22 protein-coding genes are annotated in these 22,914 nt (G+C 45.1%); 8 read left to right on the top strand and 14 right to left on the bottom strand.

Annotated features, from left to right (window positions below; all coding sequences use genetic code 11):
• Positions 1-1,104: 1,104 nt before the first annotated feature.
• Positions 1,105-1,974 (bottom strand): transposase, encoded by an 870-nt coding sequence (locus A8708_RS25405; protein ID WP_068668208.1) that lies wholly within the window; start codon positions 1,972-1,974, stop codon positions 1,105-1,107.
• A 687-nt stretch (positions 1,975-2,661) separates the two neighbouring features.
• Here A8708_RS25405 and yunB point away from each other — a divergent pair.
• Complete coding sequence (gene yunB / locus A8708_RS25400) at positions 2,662-3,390, top strand: sporulation protein YunB (RefSeq protein ID WP_239696842.1); 729 nt, start codon at positions 2,662-2,664, stop codon at positions 3,388-3,390.
• Positions 3,391-3,427: 37 nt separating this feature from the next.
• On the opposite strand, the gene A8708_RS25395 is transcribed toward yunB, so the two are convergent.
• Positions 3,428-4,474: a M23 family metallopeptidase gene (locus tag A8708_RS25395; protein WP_082927792.1), complete on the bottom strand. Its 1,047-nt coding sequence runs from the start codon at positions 4,472-4,474 to the stop codon at positions 3,428-3,430.
• Positions 4,475-4,590: 116 nt separating this feature from the next.
• Here A8708_RS25395 and larC2 point away from each other — a divergent pair, with 116 nt between their 5' ends.
• A complete protein-coding gene (larC2, locus tag A8708_RS25390; protein WP_068668204.1) occupies positions 4,591-5,085 on the top strand; it encodes a nickel pincer cofactor biosynthesis protein LarC2 in 495 nt (164 codons plus the stop codon).
• Between the two features lie 26 nt (positions 5,086-5,111).
• Here larC2 and larC read toward each other — a convergent pair whose 3' ends face one another.
• From larC to larE, 3 genes are read right to left on the bottom strand one after another with little or no spacing between them, the layout of a single operon-like run.
• Positions 5,112-6,164 (bottom strand): nickel pincer cofactor biosynthesis protein LarC, encoded by a 1,053-nt coding sequence (gene larC / locus A8708_RS25385; protein ID WP_068668202.1) that lies wholly within the window; start codon positions 6,162-6,164, stop codon positions 5,112-5,114.
• 9 nt (positions 6,165-6,173) lie between these two features.
• The gene (larB, locus tag A8708_RS25380) at positions 6,174-6,947 is read right to left on the bottom strand and encodes a nickel pincer cofactor biosynthesis protein LarB (protein ID WP_068668200.1); all 774 of its coding nucleotides are present in this window, start codon (positions 6,945-6,947) and stop codon (positions 6,174-6,176) included.
• Positions 6,944-7,792, bottom strand: coding sequence for an ATP-dependent sacrificial sulfur transferase LarE (larE, locus tag A8708_RS25375; RefSeq protein WP_068668198.1), 849 nt, complete (start codon positions 7,790-7,792; stop codon positions 6,944-6,946). Before larE ends, larB begins: the two co-directional genes overlap by 4 nt.
• A 73-nt stretch (positions 7,793-7,865) precedes the next feature.
• Between larE and lipA the strand changes: the two genes are divergently transcribed.
• Both lipA and A8708_RS25365 read left to right on the top strand, forming a co-directional pair.
• Positions 7,866-8,825, top strand: a complete 960-nt coding sequence (gene lipA / locus A8708_RS25370; RefSeq protein ID WP_338044236.1) for a lipoyl synthase — start codon at positions 7,866-7,868, stop codon at positions 8,823-8,825.
• 42 nt (positions 8,826-8,867) lie between these two features.
• On the top strand, positions 8,868-9,188 hold the full coding sequence (locus A8708_RS25365) for a YutD family protein (protein ID WP_065850742.1): 321 nt from the start codon (positions 8,868-8,870) through the stop codon (positions 9,186-9,188).
• 77 nt (positions 9,189-9,265) lie between these two features.
• On the opposite strand, the gene A8708_RS25360 is transcribed toward A8708_RS25365, so the two are convergent.
• The 4 genes from A8708_RS25360 to ylbJ form a co-directional block, all read right to left on the bottom strand.
• Positions 9,266-10,078, bottom strand: a complete 813-nt coding sequence (locus tag A8708_RS25360; RefSeq protein WP_068668194.1) for an NAD kinase — start codon at positions 10,076-10,078, stop codon at positions 9,266-9,268.
• Between the two features lie 76 nt (positions 10,079-10,154).
• Positions 10,155-10,826 (bottom strand): flagellar brake protein, encoded by a 672-nt coding sequence (locus A8708_RS25355; RefSeq protein ID WP_068668192.1) that lies wholly within the window; start codon positions 10,824-10,826, stop codon positions 10,155-10,157.
• 215 nt (positions 10,827-11,041) lie between these two features.
• Positions 11,042-13,639 carry an alpha-glucan family phosphorylase gene (gene glgP, locus A8708_RS25350; protein ID WP_239696841.1) on the bottom strand — a complete coding sequence of 866 codons (2,598 nt, stop codon included), beginning with the start codon at positions 13,637-13,639 and terminating at the stop codon, positions 11,042-11,044.
• A 1-nt stretch (position 13,640) separates the two neighbouring features.
• Positions 13,641-14,879, bottom strand: coding sequence for a sporulation integral membrane protein YlbJ (gene ylbJ, locus A8708_RS25345; RefSeq protein ID WP_068668190.1), 1,239 nt, complete (start codon positions 14,877-14,879; stop codon positions 13,641-13,643).
• A gap of 332 nt (positions 14,880-15,211) precedes the next feature.
• On the opposite strand from ylbJ, the gene A8708_RS25340 reads away from it, so the two are divergent.
• Together A8708_RS25340 and A8708_RS25335 are read left to right on the top strand one after the other, a co-directional pair.
• On the top strand, positions 15,212-15,604 hold the full coding sequence (locus tag A8708_RS25340) for a globin domain-containing protein (protein ID WP_068668189.1): 393 nt from the start codon (positions 15,212-15,214) through the stop codon (positions 15,602-15,604).
• A gap of 45 nt (positions 15,605-15,649) precedes the next feature.
• A complete protein-coding gene (locus A8708_RS25335) occupies positions 15,650-16,351 on the top strand; it encodes a DUF2225 domain-containing protein (RefSeq protein WP_068668186.1) in 702 nt (233 codons plus the stop codon).
• 66 nt (positions 16,352-16,417) lie between these two features.
• On the opposite strand, the gene A8708_RS25330 is transcribed toward A8708_RS25335, so the two are convergent.
• The 3 genes from A8708_RS25330 to A8708_RS25325 are packed head-to-tail and all read right to left on the bottom strand — an operon-like array spanning position 16,418 to position 17,968.
• Complete coding sequence (locus A8708_RS25330) at positions 16,418-17,527, bottom strand: GGDEF domain-containing protein (RefSeq protein WP_068668184.1); 1,110 nt, start codon at positions 17,525-17,527, stop codon at positions 16,418-16,420.
• Between the two features lie 27 nt (positions 17,528-17,554).
• Positions 17,555-17,800 carry a hypothetical protein gene (locus A8708_RS35015; RefSeq protein WP_082927790.1) on the bottom strand — a complete coding sequence of 82 codons (246 nt, stop codon included), beginning with the start codon at positions 17,798-17,800 and terminating at the stop codon, positions 17,555-17,557.
• A 3-nt stretch (positions 17,801-17,803) separates the two neighbouring features.
• Complete coding sequence (locus A8708_RS25325) at positions 17,804-17,968, bottom strand: YycC family protein (protein ID WP_068668182.1); 165 nt, start codon at positions 17,966-17,968, stop codon at positions 17,804-17,806.
• A gap of 144 nt (positions 17,969-18,112) precedes the next feature.
• Between A8708_RS25325 and A8708_RS25320 the strand changes: the two genes are divergently transcribed.
• A complete protein-coding gene (locus A8708_RS25320) occupies positions 18,113-19,930 on the top strand; it encodes a M3 family oligoendopeptidase (protein WP_239696840.1) in 1,818 nt (605 codons plus the stop codon).
• A 183-nt stretch (positions 19,931-20,113) separates the two neighbouring features.
• On the opposite strand, the gene A8708_RS25315 is transcribed toward A8708_RS25320, so the two are convergent.
• Positions 20,114-21,292, bottom strand: coding sequence for a methyl-accepting chemotaxis protein (locus A8708_RS25315; protein ID WP_338044235.1), 1,179 nt, complete (start codon positions 21,290-21,292; stop codon positions 20,114-20,116).
• Between the two features lie 371 nt (positions 21,293-21,663).
• Here A8708_RS25315 and A8708_RS25310 point away from each other — a divergent pair, with 371 nt between their 5' ends.
• Positions 21,664-22,026: an O-methyltransferase gene (locus A8708_RS25310; RefSeq protein WP_068668178.1), complete on the top strand. Its 363-nt coding sequence runs from the start codon at positions 21,664-21,666 to the stop codon at positions 22,024-22,026.
• 39 nt (positions 22,027-22,065) lie between these two features.
• Here the strand turns inward: A8708_RS25310 and A8708_RS25305 are convergent, their stop codons facing one another.
• The gene (locus A8708_RS25305) at positions 22,066-22,896 is read right to left on the bottom strand and encodes an ABC transporter ATP-binding protein (RefSeq protein ID WP_068668176.1); all 831 of its coding nucleotides are present in this window, start codon (positions 22,894-22,896) and stop codon (positions 22,066-22,068) included.
• Positions 22,897-22,914: the final 18 nt, after the last annotated feature.

The raw sequence follows: 22,914 nt of genomic DNA, 5'->3' as shown, positions 1-22,914 counted from the left end.
CATACTCCCTCGATTAGTCTACTATTGAATGCCGGCTCCTTAGTTACCCGCTATAAAATTCCCAATTTTTGAACCATTATAAAAGCTATTCGCGTTCTTATCTAGCGTACTATATCTTCTACAGCTACCTATCTCCACTATCCCCTTAGCTCAGGAAAACAGAAGTACTTTGATTTAGGAATAATCTAAGCAACCGAATAAGCCCCACTGACAGAGAAGGAGTGAACAGACCCGACAACTGAAATAGCCCACTGACTGAGAAGGAGCGAAACAGGGGAGACAACCGAATAAGATCAACTGACAGAGAAGGAGTGAGCAGACCCGACAACTGAAATAGCCCACTGACTGAGAAGGAGCGAAACAGGGGAGACAACCGAATAAGATCAACTGACCGAGAAGGAGTGAACAGACTCGACAATTGAAATAGCCCACTGACTGAGAAGGAGCGAAACAGGGGAGACAACCGAATAAGATCAACTGACCGAGAAGGAGTGAACAGACTCGACAATTGAAATAGCCCACTGACTGAGAAGGAGCGAAACAGGGGAGACAACCGAATAAGATCAACTGACCGAGAAGGAGTGAACAGACTCGACAATTGAAATAGCCCACTGACTGAGAAGGAGCGAAACAGGGGAGACAACCGAATAAGATCAACTGACCGAGAAGGAGTGAACAGACTCGACAATTGAAATAGCCCACTGACTGAGAAGGAGCGAAACAGGGGAGACAACCGAATAAGATCAACTGACCGAGAAGGAGTGAACAGACTCGACAATTGAAATAGCCCACTGACTGAGAAGGAGCGAAACAGGGGAGACAACCGAATAAGATCAACTGACCGAGAAGGAGTGAACAGAGCAGAGAACCGAATAAGCCCACTGACTGAGAATGAGGGAAACAGAGGCGACAACCGAATAAGACTAACAGACCAAGAAGGAATGAACAGACCCAACAACCAAATTATTGTACAACTCAACTACTGAACGAACTTAATAGACCATCACAACTTTAAGCGACTTGTTCATAATTTTAGTAGTTGGTGATAACTAAATAACATGAAGAGTTTGAATGAGTTGAAAAGGGAAAATGCGAGTCGCGCGCTTAAGATGTAGTAGTCGGTGGAGGTACAGTGAAATTAAATATGCAGCGTTTAATTAAGTTTTCGAAGATAGGCATGTTCAATGAAGTTAGATTTATTCGGTAGCAGAACTCGGCTAAATAATTCTGAAGATGACGGGCACCGATGCCATGGAAGGTAGTATTCATCCAAGTGCTTGCTTGTTTAGCAACTTCAAGTAGGGGGCGCTGCCGCTTGGGGGCATAAAAACCAGTAGTCGTATGAATTTCATTTACAGTTGGTTCGATATGTTGTTCATGGAAGGTTGAAATATCGCTTCTAGTAATATGCTTATTTCTAGGATGTAAGGGGATAACATGTTTAATTTTGATATATGTAGGTTCGCCTAAATCATTGAGCGAGGAGCCTACGAGCAGGAGATGTTCTTGAGGATGTTTATGAACGCTTGGGTTGAAGGGTTTTCCATAGATAGCGGAGTTAATTTGTACTGTTCCCGTCAGTTGATTTTGGTTATCTGCCTGTAGGATGGAAGTGCGAATTTTATGTAGGATTAACCAGGCGGTTTTGTAAGTGACGCTAATAAGTTTTGAAAGCTCCATGGCAGTAGTTCCAACATGAGTACGCGAAATTAGGAAGATTGCCAATAACCACTTGCGAAGTTCAGTCCTAGAGCCTTCCATAATCGTTCCTGAAAGTAAGGAGGCTTGGAAACGACAACGGGAACACTCATACAACGGTAAACGTCGAGTTGTAGTTACGTAGGCATGACGATTATCGCAATGTGGGCATTGAAAGCCATTGGGCCATTTTGTTTTAAAAAGAAAGTCGATGCAGGTATCTTCAGAAGAAAAATAATTATGAAACTGCTCGTAAGACAAATTAGAAATTTCCATAAAAGTTCTCCCTTAAAAACAAAACGGAACATTTGTTCTCTATGTTAATTATACCAAACGTATGATCTGTTTTCAATAATTTGGATAAAATAAGTTATTCTTTTTCCTGAGTGAAGGGGATAGTGGAGATACGGATTGAGAGAGATTGTACTGGGGGATGGCGAAAGCTGGAAAGCAGGCAGAGGGGGATGGAGTAGTTTACTGGAGAACGTGACCGAGTGATGAAATAGGTAGAGCATTGGTGAAGGCCGAAGGGGACCGAGTGATGAAATAGGTAGAGCATTGGTGAAGGCCGAAGGGGACCGAGTGAGGAAGTAGGTAGAGTATTGGGGCGAAGGTGACCGAGTAATGTAGTTAGGGTAGTGTATGGCGAAGGGCAAGTAGGAAGTGCATGGAAGAGGGGGAAACGGGGAGTACAACTGGGGTTGTGAGGGTGAAAAAGTGTATTGCAATAGGGGAAAGGTAGTGTGAAGGAAATGGGATCGAGCAGTTGAGGCAAATCCAGTAAGTAGGGAATATGTGATTGGGCTTTGGTTAGTTTGAATGGAGTGAGGGATGGTGGAGGATTGGATCGTCTTTTTCAAAACATGTCCGCATAAGGTAGTACTAATGAATTATACGAATAAGTAGGTTAGAGGAAGGGGGAGAAGCATGCTGCAGAGGCGACGATGGAGAAGCAGGCCAACTGTGAAAACAAGCCGTAAAAAGGTACTGTGGATTGGTTTGCTCATCTTAGTCTTGTTTTGTATTCAGTTTTTTATTTTTATAGAACGAAATTTAAGACCGCCTTTGATGAACCTAGCGAAGGTTAGGGTTAAGCAGATTGCAACTCAAGCGATAAATAGTGCAATTGCCGATCATGTGGCAGGGGGAACGAATGCGGAGCAATTAATTGATTGGAAAATGGATAAAAACAATAAGATTACAGGTTTTATGTTGAATTATAATGAGCATATGAGGATTACTTCGGAGGCTATTAAAACGGTCCAAGGTGAGTTGAACAATCTGGAAAGTATTGCAGATCATATTCCCCTCGGGCAGGCTATGAATAGTGCGATTCTTGCCTCTTTTGGCCCAGATATCCCGATTAGATTACTGCCTGTTGGAAGTGTGAAAGTGGATTTAAATACGCGAACTCAAAATGTTGGCATTAATATGGTGATGTTTGAAGTCTATGTACACATTGTTGCAGAAGTATCTGTTATTATTCCTTTCGATTCAGAAACAGAAATTGTAGAAACAGAAATTCCTATTTCTTATTCGCTTGTAGTGGGGGATGTTCCAACTTATTATTATGATAATAAAGGAAATCCGGTGGGAAGTTCGAAGGAAGGCAGTCCACCGAGCATAACACTACCTACTATTCCGCACACAGGGGCAACAAATGCTACACCTAAGGATGGTGTAATTAAATAAAAGTTCTAAAAAATAAACCCACCATAAGATGGCGGGTTTATTTCATCTTGCCTCGTTCTTCGCGCTCCCATCTTCGTAAGGATGGATAGGGATCATAACTCCACTCTGTAGTACCGTTATCGCGATATAGCCCGAAATGAAGATGCGGAGGAAATTTGCCGGATGTACCTGGTTTTCCATAGCCAGAGCTGCCGACCCAACCGAGGGTTTGTCCGGGTTTGACGATATCGTTTATTTTGATAGATTTTTGAAAGCCAGATAGGTGGGCGTAGTAGTGATAAATGTTATTGAGGTCACGAATACCAATTCGCCAACCACCGTAGGGGTTCCATCCTTTGATTTCAACGATACCGTAGCACGTACTTCTAACTGGGACGCCGTAGCCAGCGAAAAGATCAGTCCCTTCGTGGGTACGATGGCCTCCCCAACCGCGACTATCTCCCCAAGTGCTGCGGTAAGAGTAGTTGGATGTAACAGGCAGTGGAAATGCATGAGCATTTGCCTCTAATGTGCCCAATGTTTCATAGATCGCAGTGAATTGACGTATGCGTTCAACACTACGTGCGTTGTGGTAATAGTTCCAAAGGTTCGTCTGTAAAGTATCTACTCTTGTTCCATTGTTGCCTAAGATCGCTGCCATAGCCGCTAATACATCTAAATCGTTGTTCCGGTCAGCAATGCCGTCCCCCGATCCATCTCGGCCTAAGCCATGGAAGAAGGAAACACTTTTCAAATTGGTGTCTTGTGGATCTGGATTCAGTATGCCCGCCCATACAAGTTCTGAAAAATAAATGTTCGTGAGGCTTTGCTGAACTGTTCTTTTTTTGGCAATATTGATGGTTTTCTCATATTGGTCTACAGCTGCTAGGTACGTCCAAGGAATACCAGAGAGTAAGCTTATTTTCTCAAAAAGCTCTTTGCGCTCCGCTTGTGATGGTTTGGTCGGTTGGGAGCTTGGAATTGGTGTAATCTGGTTATGAGCCCTAGCGAGTGTTCCGTCAATATTTGAAAAAGGTGGTATTGCACTTGTTGATAGGAGGAGGCTAAGGACGAGAACCTTTGACCAAAATGCTCTGCTTTGCATCTCTATCATCCTTCCTGAAATGTTAGTTCTTAGGATGTACGGATGTCTTGTTGTTTATCCTTCGATCTTTCGTTGCCCCGGGATATTTGCTATGATGCCAGTAAGAGGTGAGATGAGTGTCTTTTAACCATAGAGAAGAGCATGTTGACGATCATATGTTGTTAGTACAAGCTAATTTGGATGATATGAATCCGGAGTGGATGACGTATGTGATGGATAAGCTGTTTGACGCAGGAGCTAACGATGTTTATATGGTACCCATTATTATGAAACGAGGGCGTCCAGGTGTGATGCTGAATGTATTAGTGGATGAAGGGCGACTGTCTTCAATTGAAGATATTATTTTTAGTGAAACAACTACGCTGGGCATTCGCTATCTCCATGCATCATGTCATCGATTGGCAAGAGAATTTGAGCATGTTGAAACACCTTGGGGACCTTTAACGGTAAAAGTCGGTTATCATGAGGGGAAGTTGGTGCAATTCGCACCTGAGTTTAAAGAATGTGAACAAGTGGCGCGGATACATGACGTTCCTTTGAAGAAGGTATACGAGGAAGTAAGAATGTTATTTATTGGGCAAAAAAGAGAAAAAAACGCTCTTCCAAAATAATGGAAGGGCGTTTGTCATGTAAGCGACTATTGAGGTGAGCTAGGTGCGGCGCCATGATGTGTGTGTGTATGAGTGTGATCATGGCTGTGCGAGTGATCGTGGTGATGGTCATGATCATGGCTGTGCGAGTGATCGTGGTGATGGTCATGATCATGGCTGTGTGAGTGATCGTGATGATGGTCATGATCATGGCTGTGTGAGTGATCGTGATGATGGTCATGATTATGGCTATGTGAATGATCGTGATTGTGGTCATGGTGGTGATGATGATCATCGTGCGTATGCGTATGTTCATGACTATGATCATGTGCTAGGTGTTCGTGGCTAACTTGCCACTTCCCAATGAGCGGATCAATTTTGCCAACGACAACACGTAGAACATTAGGCTGTTTAGGCAAGTCTCTTGTGCCTGCACCATAACCGATTTGGTTAACGACCATCGGAGGGAAGCTTTTGGAGAACTCATCAACAATACCGGAAATAATACCGGCCCCAGTTGGCGTTGTCATTTCTAAACTATAAGGAGTTGAAGCGATAGGTATGCCTTTCATCATCTCCAGTGTGGCAGGAGCGGGAACTGGATAAATACCATGATCGATATGTATGGTTCCTGATCCTAGAGGTACCGGAGAGGAGAAAATACGCTCGATCTGCAAGGAATCGATGGCTAAGGCAACACCTACGATGTCGACGATCGAATCAATGGCACCAACTTCATGAAAATGTACTTTTTCAATAGGGGTTCCGTGAATCTTAGCTTCAGCAATCGCAATTTTCTCAAAAATAGCTAAGCTTAGGGCTGTAACACGCTCATTGAATGCTGCTTTTTGAATGGCATCGACGATTTGTGAATAATGTCTGTGTTGCTTAGGAGGATATTCTGGATCGAGTATGACATCTAGTTTAAGGGCAGAAATGCCGCGTTTCACAACTCGCTTCCATTCCAAGGTGTATGGCTCTAGTTTGATTTTGGAAAGCTCATCCTCGATATAAGCACGGTCTGCTCCCGCATCCACCAAAGCGCCAAGGGTCATATCGCCGCTAATGCCAGAGAAGCAGTCCAAATATAAAATGCGCATAGTCGTTGTTCACGCTCGTTTCGACATATTTTTGTTAATGAGTCCTGCATAGTAACCAGCGCCAAAACCATTGTCGATGTTAACGACGGAGATGCCAGGCGAGCAGCTATTCAGCATGGACAGCAAAGGGGCGATCCCGGCAAGGTGCGCTCCGTATCCAATACTCGTCGGCACCGCGACGATGGGTTTAGACACAAGCCCGCCCATGACACTGGCGAGTGCACCTTCCATGCCGGCTACAACCACAATCGCATTCGCACCGCGAATGAGCTCGAGCCGGCGGAAAAGCCGATGAATGCCAGCGACACCCACGTCGAACACGCGTTCAACGTGGCTGCCCAGGCATTCTGCCGTAAGGGCCGCCTCCTCCGCCACGGGGAGGTCGGAGGTGCCTGCGCATACGACGGCGATATAGCCGTCGTGGACTTTGAGCAGCGGGCGCTTAAACCAAGTGAGCGCCCGTGCGGTTTCGTGGTAGGTGACACCTTCCACGTTGGCTACGACATAGGCGGCTTTGGCCGCGTCGACGCGCGTGGCAAGCACGCGGTCGGTGTGCTCCATCAGCCGCCGGAAAATAGCCTCGATCTGCTCGGGCGTCTTGCCTTCCCCGAAAATAACCTCGGGGAAGCCTGTACGCTTCTCGCGATCGATGTCGAGCTGCGCAAATCCTAGATCAAGGTTGGCGGGACCTGAGCCGCCTTCCTTGATGATTTGCTTCTTGGCTTCGTCAATGTCCAGATCGCCGGCCTGAACAAGTTTTAAGATCTTCTCTAAGTCCATCATAAGGAAGCTTCTTTCACCTTATCTTTGGTTTCTTGGGACAGGACTTCATTCATACTGCCCGTACGGTAGCCTTGCAGGTCTAAGGTGACATACGTAAAGCCAAGCTTGCTGAATTTTTCATAGATCGCATCACGATGTTCAACGACCTTGTGAATTTCATCTGGCATGACTTCAATTCGGGCAATTTTCTCGTGGTGGCGTACGCGAACTTGGTAGAGACCAAGCTGGGATAAGAAGTATTCTCCTTCATCCAATTGGTCAATCTTCCATTTCTCGATTTGTGTACCATACGGTATACGAGAAGATAAGCAGGCGAAAGAAGGTTTGTTCCATGTGCTTAGACCAAGCTCTTTGGATAGCGCTCGGATCTCGTCTTTGGTTAAGCCAGCTTCCTGCAGTGTACTGCGGACGCCTTGCTCATTCTTCGCTTGAAGACCTGGTCTGTAGTCGCCTAAGTCATCTACATTGGAGCCATCTAGGATATATGGATAACCCAGTTCTTTGGCAATATCTTGCAAATGGGAATAAAGCCCCGTCTTGCAGTGGTAACAACGGTCAGGATTATTGGCTACGAAATTCGCATTCTCCAATTCCTTTACCTCTGTTTTGTGCAAGCGAACGCCGAATTGCTCTGCTAGTTGTGCAGCGGCATCGAACTCCCTCGTGGGAAACGTTTCCGATGCTGCGGTCACGGCAAGTACTTGATCACCAAGCTCTTGCTGTGCGCGTTTGAGGACGAATGTGCTGTCTACCCCTCCGGAGAAGGCGACGATGACACGGCCCATGTTTCTTAAAATTTCGCCAAGCTTGCGATCTTTCTCGCGCGTCACTTCAGTTATGCTCATGTTTCTTTCCTCCCATACAGCCTTGATGTAGTAAGCTGAGCTGTTTTGGTCCATCTAAACAAGTGTATCACAAGTGACCCCCAAAGTGGATTGTTTTGTCAGTCATTCATGTTATAATAACATCATTGAGAAACCAAATAAAAAGGCGGGAATTACAGTGCCTAGAAAAGTATTAGAGAGAAAACCAGACTGGTTAAAAATTAATCTTAAGACCGATGAGAATTTCAAAGAAATTAAATCTATGATGCGTTCCAAGACGTTGCATACAGTTTGTGAAGAAGCCAAGTGTCCGAACATTCATGAATGCTGGGCGAACCGGACAGCGACTTTTATGATATTGGGTGATATTTGTACGCGTGCTTGCCGCTTCTGTGCAGTTAAAACAGGCCTCCCTACTGAGCTTGATTTGGAAGAGCCAGAACGTGTTGCAGACGCAGCGCTGCAAATGGGGCTTCGTCATTGTGTTGTTACTTCGGTGGCACGCGACGATTTAACGGATGGCGGTGCCATGATTTTCGCAGAGACGATTAAGGCGATCCGACGTAAACTGCCGATGTGTACAGTTGAGGTGTTAATTCCTGACTTCCTTGGTCGTGAAGAATCACTGGCTACTGTGCTTGAGGCCAAACCAGATATTCTGAATCACAATATGGAAACGGTCGAGCGGATGTCTGATCGGGTTCGTTCCAAAGCGAAATACCATCGTTCACTCGAATTATTGCAGCGTTCTAAACGGTTAGCCCCTAACATCCCAACAAAATCTAGTGTCATGATTGGTGTAGGGGAAGAGTGGGACGAGTTGCTTCAAACGATGGAGGACCTGCGTAAAGTGGATTGTGATATTATGACAATCGGCCAATATTTACAACCGTCTACGACACATTTATCTGTCTCCAAATATTATACACCTGAACAGTTCGCCATGTTGAAGGAAGAGGGCATGAAACGGGGCTTTAAGCATGTGGAATCAGGCCCGCTAGTACGTAGTTCCTATCATGCGCACGAACAGGTGAAAGCAGCATCTAGCGTTTAGCATTCATTGAACGGATCATAGAAAGGAGAGCTTCCTACCACCATGATTCATATTGCCAATAAAACATATGAGCTTGTAACTGACCACAAAAATGGTTGGAATTTTGAGGTGTTCAAGGAACGCTTCAGCGAAGTATTGGAGCGATACGATTATATCGTAGGAGATTGGGGATACAGTCAATTGCGGCTAAGGGGTTTTTTCAAAGAAATCCACCCGAAGGCGACCAAAGAATCCTCCATCGCAGCTCTTCAAGATTACTTGAACGAGTACTGCAACTTCGGCTGTGCTTACTTTATTATCGAGAAAGTAAATGCACCTAAACAGCAAACACCAGCGGAAGTCATCAGTTCAACTACAGTCTAAGCAATTTAGGAAATAAAATAACGCCATCTGAACTCCAGTAAGTATGGAGCGCAGATGGCGTTATGTTGTTCAAGGCCCTATTTGACTTCAAGCCCAACAAAGGCCTCGCGAACGCGATTCCAGAATGGAAATGGGCGGAACCGAGCAAATTTCACTTTGACATGAGAAGCAACACGGCAGCGAATGGAAACGACATCGGCACGCTGCATATATTTATGATCCAAGGACAGCAGCATATTCTGCTGGGCCTTCGGATAGATGTCACAGTGGTGATGCTTCGGTAAAATCATCGATGAACCCAATGTGCGGTACACGCGATTATTAATCGATGCGATCTCGGCAATTTGAATAGCTTCAAGGGACGGATGGACCATAGCGCCGCCCAAGCTCTTGTTGTACGCGGTACTGCCTGCGGGAGAAGAGATGCAAATACCATCACCGCGGAACATTTCGAACATCTCATCGTTGACGTGGAGTCTTGCGACTAGTGATACCTCGATCCCGCGAATCGTAAACTCGTTAAGTGCAAGATGTGTTTCCACACCTTTGTCCGTCGTAATTTCAATTTCGACAACAGGATAGCGCACGACGTGCAGCTCCTCTGGTGTAGCGACATTGAACATGAGTGATGCTAGGTGATCTAACTCATTTGGCTTCCAATCTGCGAAAAATCCAAGATGCCCCGTATGGATCCCAACGAAAGCGATATGATCCAATTTGTCGACATACTTATGAAATGCTTGGAGCATCGTACCATCCCCACCAATGGACAGGACGATATCGGGACGATCTTCATCTCTGGGCATGCCTTGCTTAGCGGCGAGAGCGTGGAAGCGTTCGGTCAGCTCCTTGGAAATGTCATCGCCTCGTTCAATGACGTTATATTTCAAACTTGTTCCTCCTAAGAGTTGTTCATTAGCGAAACTTTCTTCGTAAGCGTGGTCTGAGTACTCATACAATTATTTCTTAATAATTGGAGCAGAAAGCATCAATTTCTTGGAGAATGGATTCAGGAGTATACCGGAATTCTGCGGCAACCCGATAGCTGTCGTTGCTGAAATGCGTAACTCGTACAATTTCACCATAGACAGTCATAGGTTGAGAGACATTCGGGAGAATGAAGCTGAACTCCAAAATCAAGGGAAAGAAGAGTCGGTTGGATGTAACAAATGATAATCCGCCAACACTAATATCGAGGAGTTGTCCTGTAAAAGCAACACCCTTCTGGGCAGATAAGCTTCGTATACCAGCGACGCGCAGTGTGATCGGTGTGCGCAGTGTAAGCTTAGCACGTGGATGTCTGCGGTTTTGATGCTGAAAGATTTCTTCAGGAAGGGATAATGTCAGGAAACAGACTGTCTTTTTGAGTTCAAGCCCAAGCAAATCGACATAAGCGTAATATAAAATGGCACCATCTTTGAAAGAAAATTCAACGAAAGAAACATGTTCGAGTTTGTCGAAAGGGTAAACGCCTAATTGTTCAAGACATACGGTTATCGAATCTTCACTTATTTTGTCGAGGGCAAAGTTATCTTCAAAACAGAAAGGTTGTCCATCTTTACATTCGCCAACAATGATAATATGACAATCCTGATTTGGCGAAAAAGAAGCCAATTCTAGTACCTTATTCCAATCCATAGCATCACCAAGTCGTTAGATTTACATTCACATCTGCCTATACATCCTGTAAATTCTCTTCTCATCATAATTTATCTAAGTCAATAAGAAAAGCCCCAAACGGGGCTTTAACAGAGGTTATCCAATTTTTCCACATAGGAAAGTTAAGTTTTCGATACCGAAAACCGCTTTCCTATATCGCTCATCATTAAATGGCTTCGGTAGAAGTTTTCTCATTATGAAGTTAAGGTGCTGGTAACGAGTGAGAGTTCAAACGAATGCGCAAAGTTGATTGAGATGGGGCGTACACGAATTGAGAAGTGTGGCCCATGAACAAGATGGGCTGGAATGGTGGCTTGAAAATGCTGGGATTGCTCAATAAGTTCCCCGATGGGAGCCATGAGGACGATTTTCTGCTCCCACGTTTCGCCATTTTCTGCATAATAAATGACTTCTACTGCCGTATCCTGCGGCCAAATAGGGCCGAAATGGATTTGCGCCGAGATTTCTTTCGTAGAGGGCTGAATCTCATCTAAGGGAAGGTCGGAAGTCGATTTATCGGCATGGTCCTCAATATTTACAATTCGAACCTGATGCCAGTTGCTGCGGATGAACTGCTTGTAATCGGCAACTTTGGTCGCCACATCATAATGATCTGCTACAAAAAGACGAGCACGTTTGGCTGTTGGTACATACGAAAGATTCGTATAGTCCTGCACCATTCGGTGCGTGTTATAGACCGGGCTGAGCGATTGAACGGATCGCTTCATGCGTCCAATCCATTGATGAGGAATCTCACCTTGATTGTAGTATAGAGGGATAATCTCATTCTCCAGAAGGTGATAAATCGCTTTCGTATTTTCCTTCTCTTGTGCGGCCCAGTCCGCGGCTCCTGTGGATCCGATAGCCCAGCCGTTGTTGCCGTCGTAGCCTTCCTCCCACCAACCATCAAGGACACTGAAATTAAGAACGCCATTCATGGCCGCTTTCTGGCCGCTGGTACCGCTTGCCTCAAGAGGTCTGCGGGGATTATTTAACCAGACATCGACGCCTTGAACGAGATAGCGGGCCATGTTGATATCATAATTCTCGAGAATAACGACTTTACCTAGAAACTCTTTTAACTGAGAAATACGGTAAATCTCTCGAATGAGATCTTGGCCGGGGTAATCAGCAGGGTGGGCTTTGCCTGCAAAAATAAATTGCACAGGTCGCTCGGGATCGTTGACTAGCTTCTTGAGACGATACAAATCATTGAAAATGAGATTGGCTCGTTTATAGGTGGCGAAGCGTCTGGCGAACCCAATTGTAAGGGCTTTAGGGTTTAAATACTGCCGAACTTCTTCAATCCGTTCTTCGGATTCACCGTTACGCCTGCGTTGCTCCATGAGATTATTCCGTGCATAACGCACTAAATCTTCTTTTAAATGCTGATGAACCTTCCAAATGGATTCGCTCGGAATAACCTCGATTTGCGCCCATTGGTGCTCGTTAGACTGCTCCTCACGCCATGTGCCAGGGAGGAATCGATCAAACAGTTCCTTCCAAGCAGGGGCGGTCCAGGTGTCCAAATGAACACCGTTCGTGATCGAACTGATGGGAACCTCACCGGCATCAATATGACCATGGAATTCTTTGAACATTTCGCGTGAAACCTGCCCATGCAGCTTGCTGACACCATTTCGCAGTCCTGCCGTATTCATCGCCAAATGAGTCATATTGAATTGACCAGACTTATGATCAAGTCCTAATGAAAGAATGCTTTGTCTATGCTGAGGCAGCTCGCCCAAAAGATGACCGAGATAGTGTTCCACCATCTGAGTGGAGAATGTATCGTGACCCGCTGGAACAGGCGTATGGGTCGTAAAAACGGTGGCAGAGCGAACAGTCTCTACCGCAACATGAAAAGGAAGACCCAAGTGAAGCAGTTCTTTCAGCCGTTCTAACGTCAGGAAAGCTGCGTGACCTTCATTAATATGGTACACATTCGGGTAGATGCCGAGCGCTCGAAGTACCTTGACTCCACCGATGCCCAGCACCATTTCTTGGGCAATCCGCATATCTTGATTCCCGCCATACAGCTGCGCGGTCAAAGCTTTATCTCCGTCATTATTGGCTTGATGATCGGTATCCAGTAAAAAGACGAGATTGCGTCCTACCTTAGCAGCCCAAACCAAGAGGGTGATTTGGCGGCCGGAGATATCAAGTGAAACGGTGAGCTGCTCGTTATTTTGAAGTACAGGACGAATGGGTAATTGCTCAAAATCATAGGGGAATAATTCGCTTTGCTGACTGCCGTTCGCATCGATTTTTTGCGTGAAATAGCCTTTCTTATAGAGTAAGCCCACACCTGAAAGTGGTATGCCTAGGTCACTCGAAGATTTGATGTGATCGCCGGCAAGAATGCCAAGCCCGCCCGAATAAATCGGAAGCGATTCATGAAAACCAAACTCAGCAGAGAAATAAGCAATTTGCACATCATCTCCGGCAGCATAGTTGTTTGAATACCAACCGGGTTCATTCATATACGTATCGAATCTTAACATGACTTGGCGATAGCGCTCGACGAAATCAGCGTTCTGGCTTAATGCTTCAAGCTGAGGAGCCTCTAGTTCATGGAGCAGTCGAACGGGATTGTGACCGAGGGCTTTCCAACGGCCAGGGTCCATGCTTTCAAAAAGCTGCAGCGCATCATAGTTCCAACTGAACCATAAATTATAAGATAGCTCGCGAAGTCGCTCAATCGCCTGTGGTAAAGCTTTGGCCTCTTGGGGGTCAGCTGCTAACATATCTGAATATTCTCTCCCTTTATAAACATGATCGTAGTTTCCCATATTATCTTGTTCCACCAACCTTTTCATACACCAGTCTAAGTAAGGAATATGCAAGATAGAGACTCATGATGACAGCAAAAGCACCAACAAAGACCATCGCACTTATCGGGAAAATAAGTTGGAGATAGCTCAATACGGGTGAGTTTGCTTCGTACTGCGGCAAGAATACAGCCTGTTGACTTCGAAATTGCTGCATAGGCTCCCAAATCAGGAGAACAATAGCCGCAGAGAGAATGCCATGAAGGAGGCGGGCAAATAGAAAAGGGAGATAGCGCATATTCGTATGGCTTAACAAGCTAACAATTTGAGCATGGACGGACATGCCGGCCCAGGAAAGAATGAAGGCGCCTATTGCTACTTTACTGGAAAGGGCAAGCGAAGCGGGAGCACCTCCTGCAGCTTTTGCGCCAAGTGTGACTTCGAATAACCCATTCATGACCGCTTGCGAGAGCTCGTGAGGTAATCCTGTGATGGATAAGAGGGAAGTAATCAACAGGTAGAACACATTCATTACCTGAGCAGAGGTAAGTACCTCTAGAACGACAGAGAAGAAGACAACAAGTCCACCTACAACGAACATTAAGCGGAGAGAATGGAGAATCGATTCACTTAATAAGATACCTAATGATCTTCCATCCTGTAATCTCGCGTTATGCATCGTCTGGAAGGCTTGTTTCCATATAGATCCCCTCTCCCTAGTTGGCCCAGGCGTAGGCAGGGCTTTCCTGCCGTGAAATCGCATGATGAGACCAATTATAAACGAGCCTCCATAGTGGGCAATGGCCAAAATAAAAGCTAAGGTGGCGTCGTGGAAAAATCCGATCGAAACGGCTCCGATCAGAAATATGGGGTCTGAACTCGTTGTGAAGGCGACAAGACGTTCACCTTCTTCCCGGTTGACCAGCTTCTGTTCCCAGAGCTGTGCAGTTAACTTAGCCGCTACAGGGTATCCAGCGGCAAAACCCATCGCCATCACGAATCCGCCAATCCCAGGGATTCGGAAGACAGGGCGCATCATCGGATCAAGCAGTGTACCGAAGAAATGAACAATCCCGAAGCCGAGCATAATTTCGGAAATGACGAAGAATGGGAATAGGGCTGGGAAGAGTACATCCCACCAAATGGAAACGCCGCGCAAAGCGGCCCCAAACCCGTCATGCGGGAATAGGACTAAACATACAAGGATGGCTATTGTAACAAATGACAGAAGTAAGGCTGGGGTGAAGTTTTGTTTCGGCATAAACGGTGGATACCTCCTCTTACTCAACTATATGAATAAGCTTGGACATACATACCGTCCCGAATTTATTGGCATAGTAAGTAGATAAACATGCACACTGAAGTAGGACTATGTGTCTGTTTATTTTAAACTATGGACTGTTCAGTCCTTGTTTTTATGGTAAAATAGAACTAGTAAAACTTAAATCCTATACGTCGGGAGTGATTCAAATGACAGGTGTCATTGCCGGATTGGTTGTCTGTATGTTCGTGTTTGTCATTCGAGAAACGCTCATGCAAGCAGGGGACGAGGATTTAGAGAACTATTGAATACGAATTGCGAGGTTTCTTTGTATGTCAGAGAGCAAAAACAGAACGATATTTGAGTTAATGGGGGGGGCGGAAACGGTAAGTCGTTTGGTAGAGGCCTTCTATCCGAAAGTACAGCAGCACCCGTTACTTTCGCCGCTTTTTCCAGCTAACATAGATCCAGTTATAGAGAAACAAACGTTGTTCCTGACTCAATTTTTCGGTGGCCCAACTTTGTATTCCGATCGCCATGGTCATCCGATGATGCGAGCTAGGCACATGCCTTTCCCGATTACAAGAGAGCGTGCGGATGCATGGTTATCTTGTATGACAGAAGCAATGGCAGACATCGGCATGCCGGATGATTTACAGGCTTTTCTTATAGAACGGCTTAGAGGTTCTGCGTATCATTTCATCAACACACCTGAGGAAGACTAGTCCGTTCTTCCTACTACCTGAATTAGGGAAAAGGCGGGATTTCAAGTGGTCGAACCCTTATATGAGATATCAGTAACATGCACCTACTGTACCAATACATTTAAGACGAAGAAGGTTCGACCTAGCTTCAAGAAGGCAAGCAGAACAGATGCGGATTTCTGTCTTTACTATAAGGATATTAATCCTGATTTCTACGTTGTGCGGATCTGTCCTTTTTGCGGGTATGCGCATACGGAGAACTTCTCGGATCGATGGACTCCGGGAGAACGAGCCATGTTCCACGAAAAAGTAGCTCAGAACTGGTCGATGCGGGATTATTGCAGGGAGAGAACGTGGGAAGATTCGATTCAGTGCTTTAAGCTGGCGCTTTTAAGCGCTCAAATTAAAAACGAGAAGTCACGTGTTGTTGCTGGTTTATTGCATCATTTGGCTTGGCATTACCGGGACAAAGGCGACTGGGAGCAAGAAGAACGTTTTCTTGCATTTGCGTTAGATGCCTATGTGAATGTATTCGAAACCGAAGGCATGGATCTGAATAATGCGAAGCTTATGTATCTACTAGGCGAGCTGAACCGGAGATTAAAACGTTTCCAAGAGGCTGTTAAATGGTTCTCTCGGGTCATTAATGATCGTAAGATTATGGATGCTGGGATGATTAGGGCAAGTCGTGAACAATGGGTCACAACGCGAGAAGATATGCTGGCTATGCGTCTAGAGTTGCCGGATGAGATGAAGCAAGCTACGTAATTGCGAATAGATGGGTACTACACCCCAATGAACGCTTAGCCATAAAACGGTTTTTGACCGGGATGGTTAAGCGTTCATTTTTTGTGCAATTCCCTGTGGATGCTTGAACAATGTGGGACGGTTTTTGCCAGTATGCTTGGATTGATATAGGGCGTGATCAGCTTCCGAAATGAGTGTTTTAAGATCCATGCGTGGAGAGTCAGCAGTTGAGATCCCGATAGATATGGAGATGGGAGCGGCTTCCAAGCCATTTTTTTTGTAGAGAAATAATTCTGCAATGGAGGCACATAATGTTTGGCCGTAGCTAAGGACGCGAGCAGGATCTGTTTCGGTACAAAGCAGGATGAATTCTTCCCCCCCATACCTAGCTAGATAATCTTGCTCATGAATTAATTGACGTAGTACAGAGCTAATTTCTTGAAGCAACTGATCGCCTTCTAAATGTCCGAATCGATCGTTATATAGTTTGAAGTTATCGAGATCAATCATCATGATAGATATTTTACGCTTATGTAGGGTACTCTGAGCGATGGGCATAAAGCTTCTTAAGTTGGGCAGCTTCGTTAACCCATCTTGATTCGCTTGCATTTCGAGCTTGCGCTGCAGTCGCCAATTATTGTTCTCGTCATTCACCATAATAATAATCATGAAGAGGGTGGCGGATGTAATCATAAACATGAACAATTGATCAAGGGTATAAGACCAAGATAAACTGCGTTCGAGAAAACTGTGGGTAAGTATACGCATAATGAAAACGAATCCACATATTTGAAGCGCAATGCGAATAGGGATGTCCATGAAGCCATTTCGATATTCTTTGTTATGGAAAAAGGAGCTAATGAAGGCTGGGGCAATGAGGTCTTGTGCGATGATGAACCAGGCTTGGCTTTCTTGAGAGATTAGACTAGAACCAGCAGGCAATAGCGTTGAGAAGAGGGCTACAGGCAGTCCATATCGCAACCCAGCCATGAAGATGGGTAACGAGCGCAGATCAATCAGGCCGAATGTTTCTGGGAGTGGAACCAGCATCATGGTGATGCTGGCTAATCCCGTAAGCAACGAGGCGAATAAGTGTTCGTGCGAATCAATTAACATCTTGCTATGAACTTTCAAGGCCAAATAATTTAAAGTCACTAAGGTACATGCGCTTGTCAAAGGAATGAGGTACTCATTCATAAAGGTTCGTTTGCTCCTTGCAATGAACTATGAATTATGTTTATTTCGTACCGCCGTGTCCGCTAGTAAATAATCTCGATCTGTATCCACGAGCGTCAACTTGTTATGACAACAAGGGAAGACAAGCAGTTTCTTCTTACCCTCGTGTATGGACTCAAGCTCATGAATTCTGAGCGGCAGCAAGACATTGGAACTTAGACAGAATGGACATTGGGCCACGTAAATGTCCTTCATGATAATGTCGTAAGGCCAAGTGTTGGCAAAAGGGATCAAGAGTTACTTCGATTCCGATTCGCTCGTGTCTGACGATGTGCTTTTCGCGAGCTCTGCTAATTTCTGTAGAAGAATATGTTGTGGCATATGCATGAGATGTTCTAATGGTACTTTAAGCTGCTCCGCTAACTTAACAGCTGTTTCAGGAGAAATTTGTAACGGTTTCATTTGAGAAATCACCCATCCTGTTCCGATTTAGTCCGAAGGAACTATACATAATTGAATCATACTTTGTGAAGAGAAGCAATGAGGAAGATGCGGATAGTTGGCGAAAGCAGTGGGATATGATTTAATTAAAAGTGGAAAGGAAAGGTGATCACATTGTTAACATTACCTCTCAATCAAACATGGAATCTTGAAACATTTTTCCCTGGAGGAAGTGATTCTCCTGCATTCGCTACACACTTGAAGGAACTTCAGGAGTCGATTGCCGCTTTTCAAGAGCAAGTACGTCGTACAGCTTCTCCGCAAAGTGTTGAGGATACCTCGGCGCTGGCACAATTGATTGAATTGCTTCAGCATAATGTGATGCACATTCACGAGGCGGATTCATTCGTGGGGTGTTTGCAAGCGGACAACCAGAAGGATAAGAAGGCACCTGTGTTAAGCGGACAAGTCAAAAGCCTGTATGCGGAGCATTTATCTTCCCTTACTCACTTTGATCAAATTCTGACGGGGGTTCCCGATCAGGTTTGGGCAGCCTTGTTACAACAAGAGCCGCTTCAAGCTATCGCTTTCTCACTCGATGAACGTCGCGCACTGGCGAAGGAGAAACTTCCGCCAGAGCAAGAAGCTTTGATTAATGATTTGGCCGTTGACGGTTATCATGGGTGGAGCGATTTGTATAATTCGACCGTAGGTCAATTCAGTATGGCTGTTGAAGTTGACGGTAAGCAGGTAGAATTATCCGCAGGTCAAGCTTTCAATAAGCTGCATACGGAGAATCGTGAAGAACGTTTAGACCTATTTGATAAATGGGAACAGGCATGGACGGATAAAGAAGAATACTGTGCAGAAGCATTAAATCATCTAGCTGGCTTCCGTCTTCAGGTTTATAAGGCAAGAGGCTGGAAAAGCATACATAAAGAACCACTAGCCATCAACCGCATGGAAGAAAAGACTTTGAACGTGATGTGGGACGTTATTGACCGCAATAAGGGACTATTCGTGGAGTATCTAAATCGAAAAGCGAAGCTGCTTGGCGTCGATAAGCTGGCTTGGGTAGATGTGGACGCACCGCTTGGGGATTCCTCTAAGAAGATCTCCTATGACGATGGTGCAAGTCTAATCATAGAGCAATTCAAGCAGTTTAGTCCGAAGCTTGCTGCCTTCTCTGAGGAAGCTTTCGAGAAGCGCTGGATTGAAGCGGAGGATCGCCCTGGCAAGCGCCCTGGCGGCTTCTGTACCTCATTCCCGCTAGCGGGTGAGACACGTATATTCATGACGTATGGCGGGACGCTGAATAACGTCTCTACGCTTGCTCATGAGCTAGGACATGGTTATCATCAGCATGTGATGACGGATATGCCAGCGCTTGCGCAGGAGTATGCCATGAACGTGGCAGAAACGGCGTCTACGTTTGCGGAGATGATCGTTGCCGATGCAGTTGTGAAAAGTGCTTCGACGGATGATGAGCGCATAGTGTTGCTCGAGGATAAAATCCAAAGAGCGATCGCGTTCTTCATGAACATTCATGCGCGGTTTATTTTTGAGACGAACTTCTACGCGGAACGCAGTCAAGGCTTAGTTAGTGTGGAGCGCTTGAATGAGCTCATGGTCGATGCTCAGAAGCTCGCATACAAGGATGCCTTGAGCAGCTATCATCCGCATTTCTGGGCGGCTAAGCTGCATTTCTATGCGACAGATGTGCCATTCTACAATTTCCCTTATACGTTCGGGTACATGTTCAGTGCTGGCATCTATGCAAGAGCTGTGCAGGAAGGTGCATCCTTCGAAGACAAGTACATCTCATTGCTTCGAGATACAGGAAGCATGAACGTAGAGGAGCTCGCTCAGAAGCATCTAGGCGTGGATCTCACGCAGCCGGATTTCTGGCAAAGCGCTGTCGACATGGCCGCGCAAGATGTGAAGCAATTCATGGAATTAACTGAATCGAAGGTACGTGTGTAAAATAAGGGATTGAATGAGTCGTAAGTTGGCGCCAGCGAGGGTGAGATAGTCGAAAAATTCGACTATCTCACTGTAGAACGGCGCCTACAAAGACATCCCGATTGAATATAAGTAATTCAATTTTCACGTAAACGAAAAAGGACCGTCACATCTGACGGTCCTTTTTCAATTCCACATCAAAACTTAAAGCTTAAAGATTTGAATGGTTTGTTGCAACTGGGTCACGACCCGCGTCATTTCTTCCGCTTGTGAGACGATGCCCTGAACGGTTGAAATTTGCTCATTCATCGATGCGGATACCTCTTGCGTACCAGCCGCGGACTCTTCTGTAATCGCTGAAATATTTTCCATCGCAGCAGAGATTTGCCCAGAACTTTGAAGCATGCTTTCACTTTCTTCTGCGAATCGAGTAATTTCCTCTGAAATGAAGCCAACGCTGCCAACAATCTCAGCGAATACAATTTCAGTTTGATCGATGAGGACCGTTTGTTTCTTAACGACATCTTCATTGACGCCAATGCTGCGAATTGCATCTTGAATGCCTTGTTCAATGCTCTTAACGAATCCGAAAACTTCGCGTGTGAGGGAAGTGGATTCTTCGGCAAGCTTACGAACTTCTTGTGCTACGACAGCGAAACCGCGGCCATGTTCACCAGCCCTAGCAGCCTCGATGGAAGCGTTAAGCGACAACAAGTTAGTTTGCTCAGCAATTTCGGAAATGGAGCGCGTAACGCTCGTAATCCCAGCAGCTTGGCGAGCTAGCATGTCGATGGTATCAGATACTTGTTTCGTTACTTCTACATTTCGCTTCATACCGACGCCTTGGCTCTCCACCGAAGTGCGGCCTTTTTCAACAAGTGTCATCATTAGATCGGAACGGTTTTTCATTTCTTTAGCTGATCCAGCGTAATTGACGATTTTCACTTCAATATCCTTGGAAGTGATGGATACACCGGAAATCTCCTCGGAGATTTGTCCCGCACCAGCAGCAAGCTCATGGGCCGAAATACTCACCTGCTCAAGAACATTGCGAAAGTTTTCATTCTTCACATAGATATCACGGCTTGTTTGGAAAACTTGTTTGGATATCGATCCTGTATCACGTAAAATATCGCGGAGCTTGTCAATCATCTTATTGAAGGATTGGCCCAGTTGACCGAGTGAATCGTCAGATGTGATTTCTACCTTTTGAGAGAAGTCGCCTTTGGAGATGTTAAGGGCAATCCGGGAAATACCATCGATGGGTTCTGTAAGTTGACCTTCAAACCAACGGATGAAGGGAAAGCTTCCAGCTAGAATGATAACCAGGAAAATTATGCCAAGTAAGCGGTTCCAGTCTGAGGCGAAAGTTACAATTAACATGAAAAGCGAGTTTAAACCAATTAGTGCAAAACAACCAAGTTGTAGTTTCTTTCTGAACGATAAGGATGAGATTTGTTCCAATCCGACCGACTCCTCTGCAAAATTTGTTTACTTATGGAGAAAAATAATAGGTGTATTTGAAAATTATATCACCGAACATGGAAACATTCTACAGTTTTTCGACAACAATCGTTCGGTATTTACAAGAAAATTGGAAATTATATTAAGTGAATATAAAGAATATGGAGAATTGTTAAAATATTGGAAATAAACTGTTGAATTATGTAAAATGACTAGGTATAATAGGTCTACAGTCACAAAAATTAACATAATTAGTAAATAAGCGTAATTTAAGGAGGAGTAATACAAAATTGGAACAGTTGACACTCGCGAGACAAATTGATGTGGTATTTCGTAAGATTAAAGATGAGCTTTCCCATGTGAACTCAGGTACAGTTTTTGTTCATATTCGCAACAATGACATTGGCAAATTTGGCATTAAACATTTGCCTTTTGAAAGCTCAGATGGTGTATTGCCAGCAGTTACTAACGCGGGGTTGACTGAACTACAATTTCAAACTTTTCGTCAGATGGCAATCGAGTCACTGAAGCGCAAGAAGAGCTGGACGCATGGGGAAATCATGTTCGACTTCGCGGTAAGGAAGAATGTTATTTCCATTAGCATCATGTTCGAAAGCAATTACAATATGGCTACATTCGCAAGAACGATTTAGCACTTATACCCTTCATATTTCGTGGAAGAAGAACCCCGATCACAATTGTGACTGGGGTTCTTTTCTTAACAATTTACGACCTTTGCCGTAGGGGATGCACATCGGTGTGCCAAAGATAGGGTCGGTTGTAACTTGGCAATCCATAGCAAACACGTCACGTAACAAAGATGCATTGACGATATCCTCTGGCTTGCCTTCGGCATAAATGGTGCCTTTTTGAATACTAACAATATGGTGCGCATAGCGACAAGCTAGATTAATGTCATGCAGAACCATGACAATGGTGCGCTGTTCTCTCTCGTTCAGTTCAAATAATAAGTCCAATACCTCAATTTGATGTGTAAGATCGAGATAGGTGGTCGGTTCATCGAGCAGAAGAGTAGGCGTATCTTGCGCTAGGGTCATGGCAATCCAAGCGCGCTGACGTTGCCCGCCAGAAAGTGAGTCCACAGTGCGATCAGCAAATTCCTTCATATCGGTAAGCTCGAGTGCCTTTAACACTTTGCGCTCATCTTCCTCAGACCATTGCTGCAACCAGCTTTGGTAAGGGTAGCGTCCTTGTTTGACAAGTTGTCTGACGGTGAGACCTTCTGGGGCTGTTGGCCCTTGAGGCAAGATCGCCATTCGTCTTGCAACTTCTTTGGTAGAGAGCTTAGCGATCTCATGGCCGTTCAATAAAATATTCCCTGAAGTAGGCTTCATGAGCCGAGCAAGTGAGCGCAGCAGCGTAGATTTGCCACAGCCATTACTGCCGATAAATACTGTTATTTTACCTTTAGGGATGGTCAGATTTAAACTTTGGAAAATGGTTGCATCGCCATATGTCAATTGAAGCAACTGGGCTTCGAGTGCTTGATCTGAGGTTGTCATTAGCTCGTTCTCCTTTTT

The sequence above is a fragment of the Paenibacillus oryzisoli genome (assembly GCF_001653565.1).
Lineage (GTDB): Bacteria > Bacillota > Bacilli > Paenibacillales > NBRC-103111 > Paenibacillus_E > Paenibacillus_E oryzisoli.
This window is presented reverse-complemented; position numbering and strand designations above follow the sequence as displayed.